The organism is Microbacterium sp. SA39 (assembly GCF_000967865.1).
GTDB lineage: Bacteria > Actinomycetota > Actinomycetes > Actinomycetales > Microbacteriaceae > Microbacterium.
Genome location: NZ_JXRU01000031.1, coordinates 16384 through 37451, shown reverse-complemented (window position 1 = coordinate 37451; position 21068 = coordinate 16384). Strand labels below are relative to the sequence as shown.

At 68.5% G+C, this 21068-nt stretch carries 18 protein-coding genes, 1 tRNA gene and 1 other RNA gene; 7 read left to right on the top strand and 13 right to left on the bottom strand.

Features of this window, described 5'->3' with window-relative positions; all coding sequences use genetic code 11:
• The first annotated feature begins 19 nt into the window (after positions 1-19).
• The 3 genes from RS85_RS06880 to RS85_RS06870 all read left to right on the top strand — a co-directional run bounded on the left by RS85_RS06880 (position 20) and on the right by RS85_RS06870 (position 3122).
• On the top strand, positions 20-1144 hold the full coding sequence (locus RS85_RS06880; protein ID WP_046012701.1) for an AI-2E family transporter: 1125 nt from the start codon (positions 20-22) through the stop codon (positions 1142-1144).
• A gap of 89 nt (positions 1145-1233) precedes the next feature.
• On the top strand, positions 1234-1722 hold the full coding sequence (locus RS85_RS06875; RefSeq protein WP_046012700.1) for a pyridoxamine 5'-phosphate oxidase family protein: 489 nt from the start codon (positions 1234-1236) through the stop codon (positions 1720-1722).
• Between the two features lie 260 nt (positions 1723-1982).
• The gene (locus RS85_RS06870) at positions 1983-3122 is read left to right on the top strand and encodes an AI-2E family transporter (protein ID WP_442921928.1); all 1140 of its coding nucleotides are present in this window, start codon (positions 1983-1985) and stop codon (positions 3120-3122) included.
• A 10-nt stretch (positions 3123-3132) separates the two neighbouring features.
• Here RS85_RS06870 and RS85_RS06865 read toward each other — a convergent pair whose 3' ends face one another.
• Genes RS85_RS06865 through RS85_RS06850 form a run of 4 tightly spaced genes read right to left on the bottom strand, consistent with a single transcriptional unit; the run spans position 3133 to position 8655 of the window.
• Positions 3133-4053, bottom strand: a complete 921-nt coding sequence (locus RS85_RS06865; protein ID WP_046012698.1) for a diacylglycerol/lipid kinase family protein — start codon at positions 4051-4053, stop codon at positions 3133-3135.
• Between the two features lie 49 nt (positions 4054-4102).
• Positions 4103-7078, bottom strand: coding sequence for a bifunctional [glutamine synthetase] adenylyltransferase/[glutamine synthetase]-adenylyl-L-tyrosine phosphorylase (locus RS85_RS06860; RefSeq protein WP_046012697.1), 2976 nt, complete (start codon positions 7076-7078; stop codon positions 4103-4105).
• A gap of 9 nt (positions 7079-7087) precedes the next feature.
• Positions 7088-8425, bottom strand: a complete 1338-nt coding sequence (glnA, locus tag RS85_RS06855) for a type I glutamate--ammonia ligase (protein WP_046012696.1) — start codon at positions 8423-8425, stop codon at positions 7088-7090.
• Positions 8426-8427: 2 nt separating this feature from the next.
• On the bottom strand, positions 8428-8655 hold the full coding sequence (locus RS85_RS06850) for a hypothetical protein (protein WP_046012695.1): 228 nt from the start codon (positions 8653-8655) through the stop codon (positions 8428-8430).
• Positions 8656-8723: 68 nt separating this feature from the next.
• On the opposite strand from RS85_RS06850, the gene ppgK reads away from it, so the two are divergent.
• On the top strand, positions 8724-9470 hold the full coding sequence (ppgK, locus tag RS85_RS06845; RefSeq protein WP_046012694.1) for a polyphosphate--glucose phosphotransferase: 747 nt from the start codon (positions 8724-8726) through the stop codon (positions 9468-9470).
• 53 nt (positions 9471-9523) lie between these two features.
• Here the strand turns inward: ppgK and RS85_RS06840 are convergent, their stop codons facing one another.
• The 5 genes from RS85_RS06840 to RS85_RS06825 all read right to left on the bottom strand — a co-directional run bounded on the left by RS85_RS06840 (position 9524) and on the right by RS85_RS06825 (position 13490).
• Positions 9524-10078, bottom strand: a complete 555-nt coding sequence (locus RS85_RS06840; RefSeq protein WP_046012693.1) for a hypothetical protein — start codon at positions 10076-10078, stop codon at positions 9524-9526.
• Between the two features lie 94 nt (positions 10079-10172).
• Positions 10173-10529, bottom strand: an RNA gene (rnpB, locus tag RS85_RS18965) — RNase P RNA component class A.
• 43 nt (positions 10530-10572) lie between these two features.
• Complete coding sequence (locus RS85_RS06835) at positions 10573-12270, bottom strand: bifunctional 3'-5' exonuclease/DNA polymerase (protein WP_152642354.1); 1698 nt, start codon at positions 12268-12270, stop codon at positions 10573-10575.
• A gap of 34 nt (positions 12271-12304) precedes the next feature.
• Positions 12305-13039, bottom strand: coding sequence for a zinc ribbon domain-containing protein (locus tag RS85_RS06830; protein ID WP_046012691.1), 735 nt, complete (start codon positions 13037-13039; stop codon positions 12305-12307).
• 37 nt (positions 13040-13076) lie between these two features.
• Complete coding sequence (locus RS85_RS06825; protein ID WP_046012840.1) at positions 13077-13490, bottom strand: YchJ family protein; 414 nt, start codon at positions 13488-13490, stop codon at positions 13077-13079.
• A gap of 73 nt (positions 13491-13563) precedes the next feature.
• On the opposite strand from RS85_RS06825, the gene RS85_RS06820 reads away from it, so the two are divergent.
• Positions 13564-14403, top strand: coding sequence for an aldo/keto reductase (locus tag RS85_RS06820; RefSeq protein WP_046012690.1), 840 nt, complete (start codon positions 13564-13566; stop codon positions 14401-14403).
• Between the two features lie 6 nt (positions 14404-14409).
• Here the strand turns inward: RS85_RS06820 and RS85_RS06815 are convergent, their stop codons facing one another.
• A complete protein-coding gene (locus RS85_RS06815) occupies positions 14410-15249 on the bottom strand; it encodes a helix-turn-helix transcriptional regulator (protein WP_046012689.1) in 840 nt (279 codons plus the stop codon).
• Positions 15250-15349: 100 nt separating this feature from the next.
• Here RS85_RS06815 and RS85_RS06810 point away from each other — a divergent pair, with 100 nt between their 5' ends.
• Positions 15350-16114, top strand: a complete 765-nt coding sequence (locus tag RS85_RS06810) for an SDR family oxidoreductase (protein ID WP_046012688.1) — start codon at positions 15350-15352, stop codon at positions 16112-16114.
• Positions 16115-16129: 15 nt separating this feature from the next.
• Here RS85_RS06810 and RS85_RS06805 read toward each other — a convergent pair whose 3' ends face one another.
• The 3 genes from RS85_RS06805 to RS85_RS06795 all read right to left on the bottom strand — a co-directional run bounded on the left by RS85_RS06805 (position 16130) and on the right by RS85_RS06795 (position 18172).
• Complete coding sequence (locus tag RS85_RS06805; protein WP_046012839.1) at positions 16130-17083, bottom strand: L-lactate dehydrogenase; 954 nt, start codon at positions 17081-17083, stop codon at positions 16130-16132.
• A gap of 103 nt (positions 17084-17186) precedes the next feature.
• Entirely contained in the window at positions 17187-18074 is an 888-nt protein-coding gene (locus RS85_RS06800) for a TIGR01777 family oxidoreductase (protein WP_046012838.1), read from the bottom strand.
• 25 nt (positions 18075-18099) lie between these two features.
• Positions 18100-18172 (bottom strand) — tRNA-Val (locus RS85_RS06795).
• Between the two features lie 154 nt (positions 18173-18326).
• Between RS85_RS06795 and aceE the strand changes: the two genes are divergently transcribed.
• Positions 18327-21053: a pyruvate dehydrogenase (acetyl-transferring), homodimeric type gene (gene aceE, locus RS85_RS06790; RefSeq protein ID WP_046012687.1), complete on the top strand. Its 2727-nt coding sequence runs from the start codon at positions 18327-18329 to the stop codon at positions 21051-21053.
• Positions 21054-21068 lie beyond the last annotated feature (15 nt).

The following is a 21068-nucleotide window of genomic DNA, read 5'->3' as shown; positions in this document are numbered from 1 at the left end:
GCTTTCAGAGGAGTGCAGGATGATGTTCCCGATTTTCGGACGACCGCAGGATCCCATCGCACCCCCGGAGAAGGGGCTGTGGTCTCGCGGCTTCGGAGTCGTCGCCACGCGCAGCCTGCAGACGCTCACCGTGCTGGCGCTCGTCGCCGTCGGCGTGCTCGTCATCACCCAGCTGTCGCTCGTCTTCATCCCCGTGACGATCGCGCTGATCCTCGCCTGCGCGATCCACCCGCTCGTCAACCTGATGCGTCGCCGCGGGATGCCGTCGATCCTGGCCACCTGGATCGCCCTCATCGGGATCATCGCGATCCTCGGCAGCGTGGTCTGGGTGATCGTGCTCACGGTCCGCACCCAGTGGGACGATCTCGTCGACTCCGCCACCACCGGTATCTCTGAGGTGACCGCCTGGCTCGGCACACTGCCGTTCGACACCGCCGCCATCGATCTGGACGACGTGTGGGCGCAGGCCCAGGACTTCCTCACCAGCGCGTCCTTCGGGCAGGGCGCACTGGCCGGTGTGTCCGCGACGGCGAGCTTCTTCACCGGCCTCGCATTGATGATCGTCGTGCTGTTCTTCTTCCTGAAGGACGGTCCGCGCATCTGGGAGTTCCTGCTCCGTCCCTTCAGCGGTGAGAGCTACGCCCGGGCGCGACGCATCGGCGACAAGAGCGTGGACGTGTTCGGCAGCTACGTCCGCGGCACCTCGATCGTGGCCGCCGCAGACGCCCTCGGCATCGGGATCGGCCTCGCCATCCTGCAGATCCCGTTGGCACTCCCCCTCGCCGTGATCGTCTTCCTGACCGCGTTCATCCCCCTGGTCGGCGCGACCGCCGCCGGCATCCTCGCCGCTCTCGTCGCCCTCGTCACCCATGGCCCGGTCGCCGCCCTGATCGTGGTCGGCATCGTCGTTCTCGTGAACCAGCTGGAGGGCAACTTCCTGCAGCCGGTCGTCATGGGTCGTTCACTGAAGCTGCACGCTCTCGTCATCCTGCTCGCGCTGACCGCCGGCACCATCCTCGGCGGCATCGTCGGCGCCGTCCTGTCCGTTCCTCTCGCCGCTGCCGCCTGGGGCGTCATCACGGTGTGGGACGGGCCGCACACACCCGCCCGGCCGTTCCGGCAGAAGCGCGACGAGAGCGTCTAGTGCGCTGACGTCCGGGTCGCAACCCCCTCGGCTTCCGAGGTCGCCCCGCGCAGGATGAGAATCCGACAGACGCGAAAGGGACGACACTCATGACCGACAACACCCCCACCCAGCGGGTCGCCGAGCTGATCAAGGACTTCCGCTTCGCGATGTTCACCACGCGCAACGCGAACGACCGGCTCGTCGCCCACCCGCTCACCGTCCAGGAGACCGAGTTCGACGGCGACCTCTGGTTCCTCGTGTCCAAGAGCGCGTCGTTCATCGTCGATCTCGCTCGCGATGAGCGTGCCGGGGTCTCGCTGAGCTCGAACGACTCGTGGGTGTCGCTCTCCGGCACCGCGGGCCTGGTGGAGGACAAGGCCAGAGTGCACGAGCTGTGGAGCCCCACGGTCGAGGCCTGGTTCACCAACGGCCCGGATGACCCCGACGTCGGACTGCTGAAGTTCTCGGCGGAGTCCGCCGAGTACTGGGACAGCCCCGGCGGGAAGATCGCCTCGCTCTTCAGTTTCGTGAAGTCGAAGATCACCGGCCAGCCGTACGACGCCGACAACGAGACCGTCGAGCTCTCCGGCAACTGACGCCACACGATCTCCCCCGCGCGACGGATGCGCGGGGAGATCGCCGTGCGTAGCGTCGAACTCATGCTTCGGAATCTCCATCGGGTTGTGTTTGGGCGTGGCGTACGACGCCGCTGCGAACAACTCTGACGACACGAAGACGGGTGACGGCGAGGAGTGAGCCCGCGCTCCGCGCGTGTCCCCCGGGATGACGGGGCGGATGGTGGATGATCGAGTGATGGGTTCGCAAGCCGACCGGGGGAATCATGCGCCGTAGACGAGTGACGACGAACACCGCGCCTGCGGTGGACCTCGTGCAGCAGACCAAGCCCGTACAACCGTCGAACGGGGTGGCGGCGTATGCCCGCACCAACCCGTTCATGTTCGGACTTCTCGGAGCCCTCGGCGTACTGGTCGCGCTCGTCATCGGCGGCATCGTGGACCAGCTCGCCACGGTCCTCGTGTACATCGGCGTCGCGATCTTCCTGGCGCTCGGCCTCGACCCGATCGTCACCTTCATCGAGAAGAAGCTCCCCCGCGCCGCAGCCGTCGCCATCGTCGTGGCCGCCGTGGTCGCGGCGTTCGCCGGCATCATCCTCGCCATCATCCCGCTCCTCGTCGAGCAGATCAGCAACCTGATCAAGGACGGCCCTGACATGGTGCAGGACTTCATGAACTCCGCCTGGTTCAAAGACGTCAGCGGTCAGTTCGGTTCCACGATCGAGGATGCCGTGCAAGGCGTGCTGTCGTTCGTGCAGGACCCGGGCAACTTCGCCGACATCGGCGGCGGAGTCTTCGCCGTGGGCGCGGGCATCGCCGGCGGCTTCACCGGCATCACCATCGTGCTGATCCTCACGCTCTACTTCATGGCGTCACTGCGCAGCATGAAGCGCACGGCCGCCCGGTTCGTTCCGGCGTACCAGCGCGACACCTTCCGCGAGCTGCTGGACGACGTGTCCGGCGCGGTCGGCCGCTACGTCATCGGACAGGCCAGCCTCGCGCTCATCAACGGCGTGCTGAGCCTGATCTTCCTCAGCATCATCGGCGCCCCCGTGCCGGGACTGCTCGCGCTGATCGCGTTCATCGGCTCGATGATCCCGCTGGTCGGAACCCTGTCGGCGTCGATCATCATCTCGCTGATCTGCCTCTTCGTCTCCCCGGTCACAGCACTGATCTCGATCGGCTACTACCTCGTCTACATGCAGATCGAGGCCTACGTGCTGTCGCCGCGCATCATGAGCAAGGCGGTGGCGGTGCCCGGAGCCCTCGTGGTGATCGCGGCGGTCGCCGGTGGCGCGCTCGGCGGCATCCTCGGCGCACTGGTGGCCATCCCCGTCGCCGCCAGCATCATCATCATCGTGCAGAAGGTGACGTTCCCGGCTCAGGACCGCAAGCTCGTCGCGCCCGAGGTCACCCTCTGACCGGCCGATCTCAGCGGACGAGCAAGGCCCCCGGCTGCACGCGGACGTCGAACGACTCGACCTCGCCGATCTCCTCGCCGTCGATCTCGAACATGAGCGGTGTCGCGAGCTGGACTGAGAGGGTCTCGACGGGCAGGTGACGCGCCGAGTCCGTGCTGACGGCTTCGTCGTCGGCCGCGAAGAAACGACGGATGCCGTTGTCCCAGACGAACGAGCGCAGCGTGTCGAGCCACTGCAGCACACCGTCTGCGCTGATCATCAGCACATCGAGCTTCCCGTCATCGATCACGGCATCGGGGAGCAGCCGGATGCCGCCCTGGATCATCCCGCAGTTGCCGATGAGCATGGTGTGGCCCCGCGCCGCGACAGCCTTCTCTCCGTCGATGGCCAAGGTGATCTCCGTCATCTCGGTGCCGGCGAGGGCACGGCCCATCGCCTCGACATAGGCGAGCCAGCCTGCTTTCGACTTGAGGTCGTCGTCGGTCTCCACGAGCATCTGCGCGTCGATGCCGAAACCCACCATCACGGCGAACGCGTGCTCTGTGCCGTCGTAGGAGACCCAGCCCAGGTCGATGCGCTGCGGATCGCTGTCGCGCACGCGCGTCAGCGCCGCCGTCACGGTGTTCAACGGGATCTGGAGGTTACGGGCCAGCAGGTTTCCCGTCCCCTGCGGCACGATGCCCAGCGCGGTCTCGGAGCCGGCCAGCGACTCGGCCACGGCGCGGACCGTGCCATCACCGCCGACAGCGATCACGATCTCACGACGGTCTTCGAGCGCCTCGCGTGCCATGCCGCGACCCGGGTCCTCCGGAGTGGTCTCCCACCACCGGATATCGTACTGATCGTCGAACACGGCGCTCACGGCATCCTGCAGAACAGCCTTCTCGACCTTCGAGGGGTTCCAGACGATTCCGATGCGCGCGTGGGTCATATCGTCAGCTTGGGTCACGGCGTCCGATACTGCAAATCACCCTGCGGACTCAGCCGTAGAACAGCTGCTCGAAGGCCTTGCGCGCCCGCCGGGTGACCCCGAGGTAGTCCTCATCCAGCTGCGACGCCGAGCGGTCTGGGTAGCTCAGCAGTCGCGCGATCGCGTCCAGCTGACGACGATCCGAGGGCAGCACGTCGCTGGTCTTCCCCGTCAGGAGGGTGATCGCGGAGCGCAGGCGGCTCGCGAGACGCCAGGCCTCCCTGAGCCGCTCGGCATCCGCCGCGGGAACAAGGTCCGCGGCCACCGCGGCATCCAGCGCGGACAGCGTCGACGTCGTCCGCAGCCCGGGAATCTCGTTCGCGTGCTGGAGCTGAAGGAGTTGCACGAGCCACTCGACGTCGCTGAGCGTGCCCGGCCCCAGCTTCAGGTGACGTCGGGGGTCGGCGCCCTGCGGCAGCCTCTCGCCCTCGACTCGCGCCTTGATGCGCTTGATCTCCCGCGTCCCCTGCAGATCCACCGTCTCCGGATACCGGATCGAGTCCGCGAGGGCGGTGAACCGGGTGATGAGCTTGGAGCTGCCGGCGACGCCCCGAGCACGGAGGAGCGCCTGCGCTTCCCACGACAGCGACCAGCGCCGGTAGTACTCGGTGTAGGCCTCGATCGACCTGACGACCGGGCCTTGGCGGCCTTCCGGGCGGAGATCCGCGTCCAGGTCCAGCGGCACCCGATGATCGGTGAGGTGCTCGCGCAGGCCCGCGACGATCTGCGTGGAGAGCGTCTGCGCGCGCTGTCCGTCGATCCCGTTCGCGTCGTACACGTAGAGGATGTCGGCGTCGGATCCGAAGCCGAGTTCGGCACCGCCGAAGCGTCCCATCGCGATCACTGCGAAATCCAGTGCAGCGTCCTCCGCGGGCACGACCTCACGGATCACGGCGCGCAGGGCCGCCTGGATCGTCGCCTCGGTGATCTCGGTGAGAGCCGTCGCGACCTCCTCGATGGTCAGCACGTCGAGCACGGCCCCCATGGCGGTGCGCAGCAGCTCCCGGCGCCGCAGCGCCCGCACGGCGCGCAGCGCGTCGGTCACCGTCTCGTGCCGGGTCTGGATCGCGCGAGCCTCCTCGTCGAGAGCCGCTGCACCGCGAGGACGAAGCTTGCCCGCACTGTCGAGCCACGCGACGGATTCGGGTATCCACTCCATCAGCTCGCCGATGTACCGCGAAGACGACAGCAGGCGCGTGAGGCTCTCGGCGGCACCCGACGAATCGCGCAGCATCCGGAGGAACCAGGGGGTGTCGCCGAGTCGCTCGCTGATCCGCCGGAACGCGATCAGAGCGTAGTCAGGATCGCTGCCGTCGGCGAACCAACGCACCATGATCGGCATCAGCGCCCGCTGGATCGTCACCTTGCGGCTGAGCCCGGTCGTCAGTGCGCCGATGTGCCGGAGCGCCCCCGCAGGATCGCGGAACCCGATCGCGGCGAGGCGGTCGTGCGCCTGCGCCGTGGAGAGCGTGCGCTCGTCCTCGGGAAGGCTGGCGACCGCGCTGAGAAGAGGACGATAGAAGAGGCGCGTGTGGATCTCGCGGACGTCACGGCGCACGCCTTCCCACCGCGTCCACACGCCGTCGCCGCTCTCGGCGAGGGCTGTGCTGCGCGCCAGCACGCGGAGCCCGGCAGGCGTCCGCGGCAGCAGGTGGGTGCGGCTCAGCTCGCGCAGCTGCAGGCGGTGCTCCATGAGCCGCAGGATGCGGTAGTCGTCGGCGAATGTGGCGGCATCCGCTCGCCCGATGTATCCGCCGGCAACGAGCGCGTCCAGACTCTCCAGCGTGCCGCGTGTGCGCAGCGACTCATCGGTGAGGCCGTGGACCAGCTGCAGCAGCTGCACGGTGAACTCGATGTCGCGCAGTCCGCCCGCGCCGAGCTTCAGCTGATACGGCGCGTCGTTCGGATCGATGTGCTCGGTCACGCGCTCGCGCATGCGCTGGACGCTTTCGACGAAGTCCTCGCGCGCCGCGCTCGACCAGATCTTCGGCTGCACCGCGGCGATGTACTCGGCACCGAGCTCGGCGTCGCCGGCGAGTGGTCGCGCCTTGAGGAGCGCCTGGAACTCCCAGCTCTTGGCCCAGCGGTCGTAATAGGCGAGATGCGACGCGAGCGAGCGCACCAGCGCGCCCTGTTTGCCCTCGGGCCGCAGGTTGGCGTCGACCTCCCACAGCGGCGGTTCCACCTCGATGCTGTCGAGTCCGCGCATGGTCTCGCGGGCCAGTCGCGTCGCGATGTCGATCGCCCGAGCCTCCGTGACGACTTCCTCATCGCCCGTGCCGCCGACGAAGATCACGTCCACGTCGCTGACGTAGTTGAGCTCGCGGGCGCCGGCCTTCCCCATGCCGATGATGGAGAGACGCGTCGCGGCGATCTGCTCCTCCGGCGTGGTCTCGCGAAGGCGAGCCCGCGCGATCGCCAGCGAGGCTTCCAGGGCGGCGCCGGCGGCATCGGACAGCGCGGCGGACACCGCGGCGACCACGGTCTGCGGTTCGGGGTGGGTCAGGTCGTAGGCAGCGATGGCGGCGAGACTGCGACGGTACGCGACCCGGATCGCCACGACCGCCGCGTCATCCCCCGCCCCCGCGAAACCGTCTCGAGTGCCGACCGCGGCCAGCAGCTGCGCGCGGAGCGCCTCCGGCGACGGCAGCGCGGCGAGGGGCTCTTCCAGCACCGAGAGTTGACCCGGATGCCGGAGGAAGAAATTCGCAAGCCCTTCCGAGGCGCCGAAGACCCGCCACACGCGATGACGCGCCGCGGCGTCGTCGAGCAGCACCCTCAGGGGGCCGGCGTCACGACGCGCGACACGGACCATGCCGCGCACGGCGGCGTCGGGGTCGGCGGCATCCGCTCCTTCGAGCAGCGAAGATCGAGAGATCCCGAGGATCGTCGCCAGCTCGGACAGGGATGCTGCCGCCTCGCTGAGTTCGGCGAAGCCGAGCCTGGCCAGCGCGGAGAGGGAGACGGAATCGTCCGGTCGGGCCATCGGCGCGGGTCAGAGCAGTTCGAGGTTGCTCTTCAGCTCGAACGGGGTGACCTGACCGCGGTAGGCCTCCCATTCCTTGCGCTTGTTGAGCAGCACATAGTTGAAGACCTGCTCCCCCAGCGTCTCGGCGACCAGCTCGGATGCCTCCATGTACTCGAGCGCGTGATCGAGGCTCGCCGGCAGCGCCTCGTAGCCCAGTGCGCGCCGCTCGGCGTCGCTCAGCGACCAGACATTGTTCTCGGCCTCGGGCGGGAGCTCGTAGCCCTCCTCGATGCCCTTGAGTCCGGCCGCCAGCAGCAGCGCGTAGGCGAGGTAGGGGTTCGAGGCGGAGTCGATCCCGCGGTACTCCACGCGCGACGACTGGCTCTTGTTCGGTTTGTACATCGGCACGCGGATGAGGGCCGACCGGTTCGCGTGACCCCAGGTGACGAAGCTCGGCGCCTCGTCGCCGCCCCAGAGCCGCTTGTAGGAGTTGACGAACTGGTTGGTGACCGCGGAGATCTCGTTCGCGTGCCGCAGCAGACCGGCGATGAAGTGACGACCGGTCTTGGAGAGCTGGTACTTCGCGCCCTCTTCGTAGAAGGCGTTCTGGTCGCCTTCGAAGAGCGACATGTGCGTGTGCATACCACTGCCCGGCTGATCGCTGAGCGGCTTCGGCATGAACGTCGCATAGACGCCCTGCTCGATCGCCACCTCCTTGATCACCGTACGGAAGGTCATGATGTTGTCGGCCGTCGTGAGCGCATCCGCGTAGCGGAGGTCGATCTCGTTCTGGCCGGGGCCGCCCTCGTGATGGCTGAACTCGACCGAGATGCCGAGATCCTCCAGCATCCGCACCGAACGACGACGAAAGTCATGCGCCGTGCCACCGGGGACGTTGTCGAAGTACCCGGCGGAGTCCACCGGCACGGGGCCCTCAGGGCCGAACGACGAGGACTTCAGCAGGTAGAACTCGATCTCTGGGTGCGTGTAGAACGTGAATCCCGCATCCGCGGCCTTCGCCAGCGTGCGCTTGAGCACGTGACGCGGATCGGCGACGGCGGGCTGGCCGTCAGGCGTCGTCAGATCGCAGAACATGCGCGCGGTCGGATCGATCTCGCCCCGCCATGGCAGCGTCTGGAACGTCGTCGGGTCCGGCTGCGCGAGCAGGTCGGACTCGTAGGTGCGGGTGAGCCCCTCGATCGCCGAGCCGTCGAAGCCGATGCCCTCGGCGAAGGCGCCCTCGACCTCGGCGGGCGCGATCGCCACCGACTTGAGCGTGCCGATGACATCGGTGAACCACAGGCGCACGAACTTGACGCCGCGTTCTTCGATGGTCCGGAGGACGAAATCCCTCTGCTTGTCCATGACTACTCTGCGCCCTGGCCCTGTGCGTCGGTGGACTTCGCGTCCCAGCCCTGCTCGGCGGCCTCTTCCTCGGCCCAGGCGCGCGAACGTGCCTGGAGCACCTCGGGCGCACGGGCGGCCTCGGCTTCCGTGTCGAAGGGGCCGACCCGGTCGACGGAGGGTGAGATCATGCCGAACTCGACCTGACCGGTCTCGGAGTTGTACCAGTACTTTGCGTCGCCGTCAGACATGGCTGTCCCTTCTTCGCGTGATGTCATCGATCCTACTGGCGTGTGCGGCGGTCGCTAAGCTATCGCTCATGGCAAAAGCGATCGGCGTCGATATCGGCGGCACGGGAATCAAAGCAGGAATCGTCGACCTCACGCACGGCACCATGGCCTCTGATCGCGTGCGCGTCCCCACTCCGGAGGGCGCGGCACCGCAGGACGTGCTTCTGGCCGTCCAGTCGGTCCTGAAGACCCTCGATGTGCACGACGCGACGATGCCCCTCGGCGTCGCCTTCCCGGCCATCGTCAAGCGCGGCAAGACACTGTCGGCCGCGAACGTCTCCAAGGAGTGGCTCGACTTCGACGCGGAGCGCTTCTTCCGCGACGGCCTCGGACGCAACATCGTCTTCGTGAACGATGCGGATGCCGCCGGCGTCGCGGAGGCGCGCCACGGAGCAGCCAGGGACGTGCGCGGCCTCACGCTCCTCACCACTCTCGGCACCGGCATCGGCTCGGCCTTCATCTATGACGGCGTGCTGCTCCCGAATACCGAGCTCGGCCACCTGAACTTCGGCGAGTTCGACTCGGTCGAGCAGTGGGCGGCGACCTCGGCGCGCGAGCGGGAGAACCTCAGCTGGGAGGCCTGGGCAGAACGGTTGCAGGCGTTCTACTCGCACATCGAGTTCCTCTTCAGCCCCGACCTGTTCGTGGTCGGCGGCGGCGTCTCCAAGAACGCCGGCGACTTCCTGCCGCTGCTCGAACTCAAGACCCCGATCGTCCCGGCGATCCACCGCAACAACTCGGGCATCATCGGCGCGGCATCCCTCGCCGGCGACTAGCCCTTCGACGCTGACGGCCGGGAGGCCCCGCTCATCGAGCGGGGCCTTCCGCGTCAATTCTGCGGGGGAAGGATGAACGTCGTCTCGTACGCGCGCACCTCGCCGTCGACGTCGCCCACGCTCGTGATCATGTGGGGACTGAGGTTCAGCGTGTCGCCCGCGTAGAGCGGGGTGAGGTACGCCTGGCTCGTCGGGTCGGTCGAGTACAGCGTCCCTCGGCGGACAGCGTTCAACGCCGCGAACGGATAGGCGCTCACGCACAGTCTGTCGATGATCGCTTCGGTGTGGTCGTCGGGTGCGACGAGATACGACGCGAGAGTGCCGTCCGAAGCGTACGCCACCGTCCCGTTCGCGCCCTCGCGGGGTCCCCTGTCGACCATGCCTGCGAACAATCCCACGTCGAGCGGCTCACCGGGAAGGACGTCGGCGTTCTCCGGCCGGCATTCGGGAGTCGACGCCGGTGAGGGCGGTGAGCTCGGCGTCTGCTCGGCGGCCACGGCCACGGGTGTCTCGACGGTGTGCGGCACCGGCGTGGTGCAGCCCGTGAGCACGACGGCGGACAGGACGACGAGGAGTGCCGCGGCTACTCCGGCTGTGCGGTTCGACATGAAGGGCACGCTATCGGCACACCGCCCGGAATGCCATCGTCGGACACGATCGGCGCGGCTCTCTGGAAAAGGGTCCTGGTCGGCAGGTGAAGTGCGAATGGGCCGACCTGTACGCCGGGTTCTGTTCCGGGGTTCTTCGCCCCTTCGACGGCCATCTCTCTCGGCGACACGTTGCCGTGGCACTCTAGCGGTCTACCCGAGGACTCGGCGGGCCGCGTCAACATCCTCTGTCTGACCTTGCTCCGGGCGAGGTTTACCTGGCGGGTCATGTCACCATGACCCCCGGTGGTCTCTTACACCACCCTTTCACCCTTACCCCTTGCGGGGCGGTCTGCTCTCTGTGGCACTTTCTCGCGGATCACTCCGGGTGGGTGTTACCCACCGCCCTGCCCTGTGGAGCCCGGACGTTCCTCGGTGCGGTTTCCCGCCACGCGGCCGTCCAGTCGACCCATTCGCGAGTCCAGTCTACTTTCTCCGGACCGCGACCACGGCGGTCACTTCTCGGCCGACTCCGCGATGCGGAGGTCGAGCGGCACGTCGATCGGGAAGTCGCCGAACAGGCGCCGCGTGGCGACAGCGGCGGCCACCCGCACGGCGTCGGCCGCGGCTTCGGCCTGCTCCTCGGGAACGTGCAGGATGACTTCGTCGTGCAGGAAGAAGGCGAGGTGCGGCTGTCGCGCGAACGGACCGGATGCCGCAACAGGGACTTCCGATTCCGGAGCCCGCTGCAGTCGGTGCCGGATCTCGGCCAGCCAGATCAGCGACCATTCCGCCGCGGTCCCCTGCACGATGAAGTTGCGCGTGAACCTGCCCCAGTCCCGCGCTCGGCGACGGGCGAGCGCGACCTCGGCAGGATCGGCATCCGCGCCGGTCGCCCGCGACTGGAGGTCTGCCCACTCCGCGGAGGGCCTCGGGGAGGATCGACCGAGCCACGTCGAGACCACGCCACCGTCCTCGCCGGTGCGCGCCGCTTTGTCGACCAGGGCCATCGCGCGCGGGTACACCTTGCGCAGCCGAGGAACGAGGCGCCCGCTGTCGCCGGTGGTCGCACCGTACATCGCGCCCAGCACGGCGTACTTCGCCTCCTCGCGCGTGCCGACCGCGCCGGAGGCGACGACCCCCTCGTACAGGTCGCTCCCCTGGGCCGCCCGGGCCATCGCCTTGTCACCGGCCATGGCCGCCAGCATCCGCGGCTCGAGCTGCGCCACATCGGCGACGACGAGGGTCCAGCCGGGGTCGGCGCGGACGGCCGGACGAAGGCTGCGCGGAAGCTGCAGCGCTCCGCCGCCCGCAGACGCCCATCGTCCGGTCACGACGCCGCCCGGGATGTAGACCGGCCGAAACCTCCGGTCGTGCACCCATTCCGCCAGCCACGCCCAGCCGTTGGCGCTGAGCAGCCGAGACAGCTTCTTGTAGGCGAGCAGGGGCTCGACCACGGCGTGCGACTGCGAGGCGAGCTCCCACCTGCTGGTCGACTCGACCTGCACACCGACGCGATGCAGGGCACGGAGCAGCTTCGGCTGGCTGTCGAGGTGCAGGGTCGAATCACTGAGGATCGCCCGCACGCGGTCGCCCAGCTCCACCATCCGGCTGGGCAGCCCTCCCGCGACGGGGCGCGTGCCGAGCGTCTCGGTCAGAATCGCATCGTGCACGCCCTCGTCCCAGGGCAGGCCCGCCGCCCGCATCTCCTCGGCGATCAGCCCGCCCGCCGATTCCGCGGCGCAGAGAAGGCTGAGGCGGCCATCCCGCTCCTGAGCGATGACCCGGCGCTGCGCCCGGAACTGCTCGAGGACCTCGGCGACGGGGTCGTGCTCGTCATCGTGTCCGAGGACGTCGAAGAGTGCGGGCGCGGCATCCGTCGGGTCCTGACGAATCCACGTGGCGGACGGAGGCAGCGGTCTTGCCACCGCGTCGGTGTCGCGCAGGATCGCATGGCACAGGAGCAGATCGTGCGTCCTGCCGAGTCGCACCCCGCCGTCGAGCAGCAGCGGATAGAGGTCTCGCGCACTGCGGATGACCCAGCGTGGGGAATCCGTCTTCTCGAGATCGGCGACCCAGGTGAGCAACTCCGCGGGCGTCAGCGTCAGACGGCTGCGCTCCTCATCGGCCTCGTCGAGTTCGACGGCCGTGAACCGGCCGCCGTCGACCGCGACGAGCGCGATCCGCCGGCCCGGCGATGTCCGAGGGCTCATCGACGCACTCATCGCCGTCGAGCGCGGACTCTGCTCAAGCGAGCCCGGATTCCTCGGTGCGCACCAGGATGCATCCGCACTCGGGGCAGAAGACGACGAGATCGTCCTTCGCACGACGGATGTCGTTGAGGTCGGTGCTCGGAAGCACCATCCGGCATCCTTCGCAGGTGGCACGCGTCAGCAAGGCCGCGCCGGCACTGTTCGCCGCGCGGCGCGTGTACTCGGCCAGGAGGTCGGCCGGCACCGTCGCCACGACAGCCGCGCGGTCCCGCGCGAGCTCGGCGCCCCGATCCGTCGCTGCGGCGACATCGGCCTTCGCCTGGGAGGTGAGGGCAGTGCCCTCCGCCGTCGTGGTCGCCAGGAGCGCCTGCTGCGCGGCCACCGCGGCTTCGGCCTCTTCGAGGCGGCCCATGACATCGAGCTCCGCATCCTCAAGATTGCTCTGCCGACGAGCCAGGCTCGCCAGTTCGTGCTCGAGGGCCTGCGCATCCTTCGAGTTCGTGGAGGCGGCCAGCCGCTCGGCATCGCGATTCCGGCGCTGCTCCACGACGGCGACATCGGACTCCAGGCGCTTCAGTTCGGTGCGCACGTCGTCACGGACGCCGGTCAGCGAGGTGAGCTCGCGCAGCTGCTCCTGACGGATGGCGACGAGCTCGGTGATCCGCGCCCCCTGGCTGGGCTGGGTTCGGGCACGCTCAGCCTGCGCGATGCGCCGGTCGAGGTCGGCGATGTCGAGCAGAGTGCGCTGGTTCTCGGGGCTGGCGTTCACGCTCTCAAATCTAGCCGCTGCCCGGCCATCCCGCCCGTCACCGCACGTCGCCGTCGACGTAGAACCACTGCCGGTCCTCGCGCACGAACCGGCTGCGCTCGTGCAGAGACCCGCGCTCCGCGCCCTGGCGCCAGTACGCCTCGAACTCGACGACGCCGTCCCGGTCGAACGGTCCGCCGGCGACCGTGCGGAGGATGACGAGGCGCCGCCAGCTCAGCTGAGGATCGAACTCGAGGGATGCCGGGCGGGTCGACGCATGCCAGGAGCGGAGCAGATGGTCCGCGTCCTCAAGCACGAAGGCGGTGTACCGCGAGCGCATCAGCCGCTCGGCCGTCGGCGCGGCGGCGCCACCGAGAATCGGCCCGCAGCAGGCCGTGAAGACGTCCCCGGACGAACAGGGGCAGCGCGCGACGACGGGCGCGGGAGCAGCGGCGGGATGAGCGGAATCCATGAGAGCCAGCATCACGCAGAGCGGCGCCGCCGTCCAACTACGCTGAAGAGACACCTGCAACGAAGGAGAACCGATGACCACCGTCCCCACCTTCACCGCCCACAACGGCTTCGCCCTGCCCGCCATCGGCCTCGGCACCTATGGGCTGAACGGAGACGAGGGCGCCGCCGCCGTCGCGGGAGCCCTCGACGCCGGGTACCGCCTGATCGACTCGGCCTTCAACTACGAGAACGAAGGCTCCGTCGGTCTGGGAGTCGCGGCCTCCGATGTCGCACGGGAGGAGATCATCGTCACGACGAAGCTCCCTGGTCGCCACCACCCGACCGCGAAGGCGCGGACGAGCATCGAGGAGAGCCGGTCGCGACTCGGTCTCGACATCACCGATCTGCACCTCATCCACTGGCCGAACCCGAGCCAGGACGAGTACGTGCAGGCGTGGGCCGCCCTGGTCGAGGCGCAGGAGCGCGGCATCGTGCGTCAGATCGGCGTGTCCAACTTCCTGCCGGAGCACCTCGAGCGCATCGAGCGCGAGACCGGCGTGCGCCCGGTCGTGAATCAGATCGAGCTGCACCCGTACTTCCCGCAGGAGGAGCAGCTGGCATACCACCGCGAGCACGGCATCCTGACCGAGGCGTGGAGCCCGCTCGGACGTGCGAAGGAGCTCATCGGCGAGGCCGTGGTCGCCGAGATCGCGGCAGCGCATGGCATCACTTCGGTGCAGACGGTGCTCGCCTGGCACGTCGCACGCGAGACCGTGTCGATCCCCAAGGCCTCGTCGCTCGAGCACCAGGTCTCGAACCTCGCCGCCGCCGAGATCGTCCTGGACGACGCGGAGGTCGCCGCGCTCACCGCGCTCGGCCGCCCCGACGGACGTCTCTTCGATGCGGACCCTCGCACGCACGAGGAATCCTGATCAGGCTCAGACGACCTGGGTTCCGAGCACCCGCACCAGTTCGAGCTTGCTGGCCGCCTCGCTCCCGGGCGCGGCGGTCAGCACGATCAGCGCCTGCGACTCGTCCTCGGTGAACAGCGCCTGACAGTCGACCTCGATCTCGCCCAGCTCGGGGTGGACGAGCACCTTGTGCTCCTCGAACCGCCGTCTGACCTCCTGGTCCTGCCAGAGCTCGACGAACTCGGGGCTCTGTCTGGCGAGCTCCTTCACGATGTCACCTGCTCGCGAGCGAGTGCCGAGCAGTCCCTGCGCCGCACGCAGCGAAGCCACGAGCGATCGACTCTGCCGCGCGTGATCCCGTTCGGGGTAGCGGCGCCGCTCGGTCTCGGGGAAGGCGAACCAGCGGTAGATCCCGCTGCGCTCGATGCCCGTCCACTGCTCCGCGTCGCCCAGCAGCGCGCGAGCCGCGTCGTTCTGCACGAGCACCTCGTCGAGCACCGACACCACGAAGGCCGGCGCATCGTGGAGCCGATCGAGGATCCGCAGCATCCCCGGGCGGACGTGGGGTGACGTGGAACCGGCTCGGTCGGGCGCACTGTATCCCGCCACGCGGTGCAGGTAGTCGCGCTCGTCGGAGGTGAGCCGCAGCGCCCGCGCCAGGGCGGCGACGATCTGCAGGCTGGGCTGCGGGCCGCGGTGCTGCTCCAACCGCGTGTAGTAGTCGGTCGACATGGCGGCGAGCTGGGCGACCTCTTCGCGGCGGAGTCCCGGAGTCCGCCGTCGTGGCCCCGCGCTCAGACCGACGTCGCTCGGCTGCAGCATCTCGCGCCTCCGCAGGAGGAACTCGGCCAGCGCTTGTCGATCCACCACTGAAGTATCCCCCGGGCGGCCGATCGCATCCAGGGATCGCCGCTCCCTGGATGAGCGGTCTCTGGCGGGCGCGCGGCAGCCGATCGAGGCTGGACGCATGAACATCACCGGAAACACCATCTTCATCCCCGGAGCCACGAGCGGCATCGGCCTCGCTCTCGCCCGCGCTCTGCGCGTCAAGGGCAACACCGTGATCGTCGGCGGGCGGCGGACGGCGCTGCTCCGCGAGATCGTAGCGAGCGATCCCGGCATCCACACCGTGCAGATCGATACGACGGATGCCGACAGCATCCGCTCCGCCGCCTCCGAGGTCCTCTCGGCGCACCCCGACCTCAACGTCATCATCGCGATGGCCGGCGTCATGCGCGTCGAGGACTGGTCGCAGCCGGCGGGCTTCCTGGCGACCGCGGAGGAGACGATCACCACCAACGTGCTCGGACCGATCCGTCTGATCGGCGCTTTCATCGAGCACCTGCGCAGCACGCCGGATGCCACGATCATGACCGTGTCCTCCGGTCTCGCCTTCGCTCCCCTGGCTGCCACGCCCAGCTACAACGCGAGCAAGGCGGCGATCCACATGCTGAGCGAGTCCCTGCGTCTGCAGCTCGCCGGCACGAGTGTGAAGGTCGTCGAGCTCGAGCCGCCGTCGGTGCAGACCGACCTGCTGCCCGGGCAGCGGGACAGCGACTTCGCGATGCCCCTCGACTCCTTCATCTCCGAGGTCGTCGGGCTGATCGAGGCGCAGCCGGATGCCGCCGAGATCCAGGTCGAGAACGTGAAGTTCCTGCGCTACGGCGAGGCGCGCGGCGACTACGACCAGGTGGTCGCGACGCTCAACGGCCGCGACCCGCACGGGCGCTGAGCGCACCCGCCGAGGTCAGCTGTCCAGCGTGGCTCTGACCTCGGCGAGGGCGTGCGCGGAATGACGGAACAGCTCGAGCTCCTCCGGGGAGAACGACGTGTTCCGGATCGGGACCGCTCCGGATGCGCTCACGATCGACGGCACCGAGAGCGCCACGCCGTCGACGCCCTGGAAGTCCCGCAGCACCGTGCTGACGGGCATCACCGCGTGTTCGTCGCGGAAAATCGCCTCGACGATGCGCGCACTCGACAGCCCGATCGCGTAGTTCGTCGCGCCCTTCCCCCGGATCACCTTGTAGGCCGCGTCGCGCACATCGACGGCGATCGTCTGCAGCTCCTTCAGCGTGAAGCGCGGGTGTCCTGGAAGCTCCCAGTCGAGGATGGGAACCGTGCCGATCGTGGCGCGCGACCACAGGGGGAACTCGGTGTCGCCGTGCTCGCCGACGATGTGCGCGTGCACGCTCGCGGTCGACACCCCGGCGCGTTCCGCCAGCTTCCAGCGGAGACGGGACGTGTCGAGCACCGTGCCGGAAGCGAAGACGCGCTCAGGCGGCAACCCGGTGACCTCCTGCGCGATGACCGTGAGCACGTCGCACGGATTCGTCACGATGACGTAGATCGCGTTCGGCGCGACCTCGAGCAGCTGCGGCATCATGGTGCGGATGATGCCCGCGTTGACCTCGGCAAGCTCGGTGCGCGTCTGACCAAGGTTCTGCTTGGCGCCCGCCGTGATGACGACCACATGCGAACCCGCCGCGACCGTTATGTCGCTGCCCCCGATGATGTCGCTCGTGCCCGTGAACTGCGTGCCGTGTGCCAGATCGAGGACCTCGGCCTCGACCTTCTCGGTCGCGATGTCGTAGAGGGCGATGTGGCGGGCGGAGCCGCGGATGAGGGCGGCGTAGGCGGCGCTGGATCCCACGCTTCCCGCACCGACGACCGTGAGCTTCGAGTTCTCGATGATCTCCATGCGCTCAGTCTCGCAGTCGGCGAGGTCCGCGCTCACGGTGGATCAGAAACGCTGGTTCAGCCGTCGATTCACAAGCACATTCGATCCACGCTGGGCTGATGGATCACACCGCGGAGGCGACCGCCTCGGCCGCGGTGGGGTGCGTGAAGACGAAGCCGGACGTCTCCAGCACGGTCGGACGCACGTCGGCGTCGGTGAGGAGGAGCGAGTCGGCCGCGGCGCCCAGAGCGAGACGCAGCGCCCAGGCGGGCGCGGGCAGCCAGAAGGGCCGGCGCATCGCGCGCGCGAGAGCGCGGCCGATGTCGTTCGCCGAGGCCGGCGTCGGTCCGGTGAAGTTCACGGGCCCGGCGATCTTCTGATCGATGACGTGGCGGATGCCGCGCACCTCGTCTTCGAGCGACATCCACGGCCAGATCTGCGTGCCTCGGCCCAGCGGCCCCGCGAGCCTGAAGCGGGTCAGCTGGATCATCGGCTTGAGGACGCCCTGGCGATGGATCACCGGCGCGGTCCGCAGCAGGGCGACCCTGGTATGGTCCTCGGCACGGCGCGCCTCGGCCTCCCACTGGACGCACAGTTCAGCGAGGAAGGTCTGTCCGGCCGGCGAATCCTCGGTCAGCTGCTCCCCGGGCGCTGAGCCGTAGTAGCCGACGGCGGATGCCGAGATCAACGCCGGAGCATCCTGGCGCAGAGCGCGCAGGGCGGTCGTGATCGTACGCGTGCTCTTGAGTCGCGAATCGACCAGCTCGGTCTTGTACCGAGGCGTCCACGGCAGCCGTCCGACGCTCGCGCCGCCCAGAGCGACGACAGCCTCCGCGCCGTCGAGCACGTCCGGATCGAGGTCGCGCTCCCCCGGCGCCCATTGCCGCTCGGTGTCGTCCTTCGGGGGCCGCCGCACGAGCGTCGTCACGTCGATGTCGTCGGCGCGGAGCGATGATGCCAGCGCGCTGCCGATCAGTCCGGATGCTCCGCTGATGACGATGCGTCGCGCCATGGTCGCTCCCGTTCCTCGTCCGAGGTGGGCCCTGCCGGGATCGAACCGACGACATCCACGGTGTAAACGTGGCGCTCTACCAGCTGAGCTAAAGGCCCTGGTGCTTCCAGTGTATCGGGCACCCGTTGCGCGCTCGTGTCGTGGAAGAGGGATAGGCTGAACCCGGCGCGCGTTGTGCACAGCCGACAAGGCTGCCCGCGTCGCTTCCCGTTTCCTTGGCATGACCTGCCAGCTTGACGAAAGGTTCGCCCCGTGACCGTGCACGACCAGGATCCGTATTCCCAGGGCCCCCAGGACAGCGATCCGGAAGAGACCGGCGAGTGGCAGCAGTCGCTCGATGAGCTGGTGGATGCGAAGGGCCACGGACGTGGCCGCGAGATCATGCTCAGCCTGCTCAAGCGCTCCAAGGAGCTGCACCTGGGCGTGCCGATGGTTCCGACGACGGACTACATCAACACCATCGCCCCGGAGAACGAGCCCGAGTTCCCCGGCGACGAAGAGGTCGAGCGCCGCTACCGCGCCTGGATCCGCTGGAACGCGGCCATCACGGTGCACCGCGCGCAGCGCCCCGGCATCGGCGTCGGCGGCCACATCTCCACGTATGCGTCCTCGGCCGCGCTCTACGAGGTGGGCTTCAACCACTTCTTCAAGGGTGCCGACAACGCCGGCGGTGCCGACCAGATCTTCGTGCAGGGTCACGCCTCCCCCGGCACCTACGCCCGTTCCTTCCTCGAGGGTCGCCTGACCGAGGACCAGCTCGACGGATTCCGCCAGGAGAAGTCGCACGCCCCGAACGGCATCCCCTCCTACCCGCACCCGCGCCTCATGCCGGAGTACTGGCAGTTCCCGACCGTCTCGATGGGTCTCGGCCCGATCAACGCGATCTACCAGGCGATGTCGAACAAGTACATCGAGAACCGCGGCATCAAGGACACCTCCGCCTCGCACGTCTGGGCCTTCCTCGGCGACGGCGAGATGGACGAGGTCGAGAGCCGCGGTCAGCTGCAGGTCGCGGCCAACGAGGGTCTCGACAACCTGACCTTCATCGTGAACTGCAACCTGCAGCGTCTCGACGGCCCGGTGCGCGGCAACGGCAAGATCGTCCAGGAGCTCGAGTCGTTCTTCCGCGGTGCGGGCTGGAACGTCATCAAGGTCGTCTGGGGGCGCGAGTGGGACGACCTGCTCTCCCGCGACACCGAGGGCGCGCTGCTCAACCTCATGAACGTCACCCCCGACGGCGACTTCCAGACCTACAAGGCGGAGTCGGGCGCGTACATCCGCGAGCACTTCTTCGGCCGCGACGAGCGCGCCGCCGCGCTCGTCAAGGACTACTCCGACGACGACATCTGGAACCTCAAGCGCGGAGGCCACGACTACCGCAAGGTCTACGCCGCCTTCAAGGCTGCGACCGAGCACAAGGGCAAGCCCACCGTCATCCTCGCCAAGACCGTCAAGGGCTACGGGCTGGGTCCGCAGTTCGAGGGTCGCAACGCGACCCACCAGATGAAGAAGATGACGCTGGACAACCTCAAGACGTTCCGCGACGCCATGCACATCCCGATCACGGATGCGCAGCTGGAGGAGAACCCGTACCTGCCCCCGTACTACAACCCGGGACCCCAGGACGAGACGATCCAGTACATGCTCGAGCGCCGCAAGGCACTCGGCGGCTTCCTGCCCGAGCGCCGTTCCACCCACGTCGGCCTCTCGCTGCCCGACGACTCGGCGTACGCCCTGCCCAAGAAGGGCTCCGGTACGCAGGAGATCGCCACGACCATGGCGTTCGTCCGTCTGCTGAAGGACTTGCTGCGCTCGAAGGACTTCGGTCACCGCATCGTGCCGATCATCCCGGACGAGGCGCGCACCTTCGGCATGGACGCGTACTTCCCGACGGCGAAGATCTACAACCCGAACGGCCAGCACTACACCTCGGTCGACCGGGAGCTGCTCCTCGCCTACAAGGAGAGCCCGCAGGGCCAGATCGTGCACGTCGGCATCAACGAGGCCGGCGCTCTCGCGGCGTTCACCGCCGCCGGCACGTCGTACGCGACGCACGGCGAGCCGCTCATCCCGATCTACCTCTTCTACTCGATGTTCGGCTTCCAGCGCACCGGCGACGCCCAGTGGGCCGCCGGCGACCAGATGGCTCGCGGATTCATCATCGGCGCCACGGCCGGTCGCACGACGCTGACCGGTGAAGGCCTGCAGCACGCCGACGGTCACTCGCATCTGCTGGCGGCGACCAACCCGGCGACGGTCTCGTACGACCCGGCATACGGCTACGAGATCGCGCACATCATGCGCTCCGGTCTCGAGCGCATGTACGGCGGGAACCACGAGGACCCGAACGTCATGTATTACCTGACGGTGTACAACGAGCCGCTCATCCAGCCGAAGGAGCCGGAGGACGTCGATGTGGACGGCATCGTCCGCGGCATCCACCGCGTCTCCGTCGGCGAGGGCGAAGGCCCCCGCGCCCAGCTGTTCGGCTCGGGTGTCGGTCTGCCCTGGGCGCTCGAGGCGCAGCAGCTGCTGAAGAACGACTGGGGCGTGATCGCCGACGTATGGTCGGTCACCTCCTGGACCGAGCTGCGCCGCGACGGCCTCGCCGCCGACGAGCACAACTTCCTCTACCCGGAAGAAGAGCCCCACACGGCCTACCTCACCCAGAAGCTCCAGGGCGCCGAGGGCCCGGTCATCGCGGTCAGCGACTTCATGCACGCCGTCCAGGACCAGATCCGCCCGTGGGTGCCGAACCGCTTCGCCACGCTCGGCGCCGACGGCTTCGGATTCTCCGACACGCGTGCCGCTGCTCGTCGCTTCTTCAAGATCGACGGTCCGTCCATGGTCGTGCGCACGCTGCAGGCCCTCGCGGAGGACGGCGTCGTCGATCGGTCGCTCGCCGCGCAGGCGATCCAGAAGTACAGCCTGCACGATGTGAACGCCGGCACCAGCGGCAATGCGGGCGGGGAGAGCTGAGTCCTCGGTGACAGC

Bases quoted from the DNA above. Each gene is read 5' to 3' on its own strand.
- RS85_RS06865 (WP_046012698.1), bottom strand. From the start codon at position 4,053: ATGACCCACGCGCGCATCGGAATCGTCTGGAACCCCTCGAAGGTCGAG.
- RS85_RS06820 (WP_046012690.1), top strand. From the start codon at position 13,564: ATGACCACCGTCCCCACCTTCACCGCCCACAACGGCTTCGCCCTGCCC.
- RS85_RS06800 (WP_046012838.1), bottom strand. From the start codon at position 18,074: ATGGCGCGACGCATCGTCATCAGCGGAGCATCCGGACTGATCGGCAGC.
- RS85_RS06825 (WP_046012840.1), bottom strand. From the start codon at position 13,490: ATGGATTCCGCTCATCCCGCCGCTGCTCCCGCGCCCGTCGTCGCGCGC.
- glnA (WP_046012696.1), bottom strand. From the start codon at position 8,425: ATGGACAAGCAGAGGGATTTCGTCCTCCGGACCATCGAAGAACGCGGC.
- RS85_RS06860 (WP_046012697.1), bottom strand. From the start codon at position 7,078: ATGGCCCGACCGGACGATTCCGTCTCCCTCTCCGCGCTGGCCAGGCTC.
- RS85_RS06810 (WP_046012688.1), top strand. From the start codon at position 15,350: ATGAACATCACCGGAAACACCATCTTCATCCCCGGAGCCACGAGCGGC.
- ppgK (WP_046012694.1), top strand. From the start codon at position 8,724: ATGGCAAAAGCGATCGGCGTCGATATCGGCGGCACGGGAATCAAAGCA.
- RS85_RS06850 (WP_046012695.1), bottom strand. From the start codon at position 8,655: ATGTCTGACGGCGACGCAAAGTACTGGTACAACTCCGAGACCGGTCAG.
- RS85_RS06805 (WP_046012839.1), bottom strand. From the start codon at position 17,083: ATGGAGATCATCGAGAACTCGAAGCTCACGGTCGTCGGTGCGGGAAGC.
- RS85_RS06835 (WP_152642354.1), bottom strand. From the start codon at position 12,270: ATGAGCCCTCGGACATCGCCGGGCCGGCGGATCGCGCTCGTCGCGGTC.
- RS85_RS06840 (WP_046012693.1), bottom strand. From the start codon at position 10,078: ATGTCGAACCGCACAGCCGGAGTAGCCGCGGCACTCCTCGTCGTCCTG.
- RS85_RS06875 (WP_046012700.1), top strand. From the start codon at position 1,234: ATGACCGACAACACCCCCACCCAGCGGGTCGCCGAGCTGATCAAGGAC.
- RS85_RS06880 (WP_046012701.1), top strand. From the start codon at position 20: ATGATGTTCCCGATTTTCGGACGACCGCAGGATCCCATCGCACCCCCG.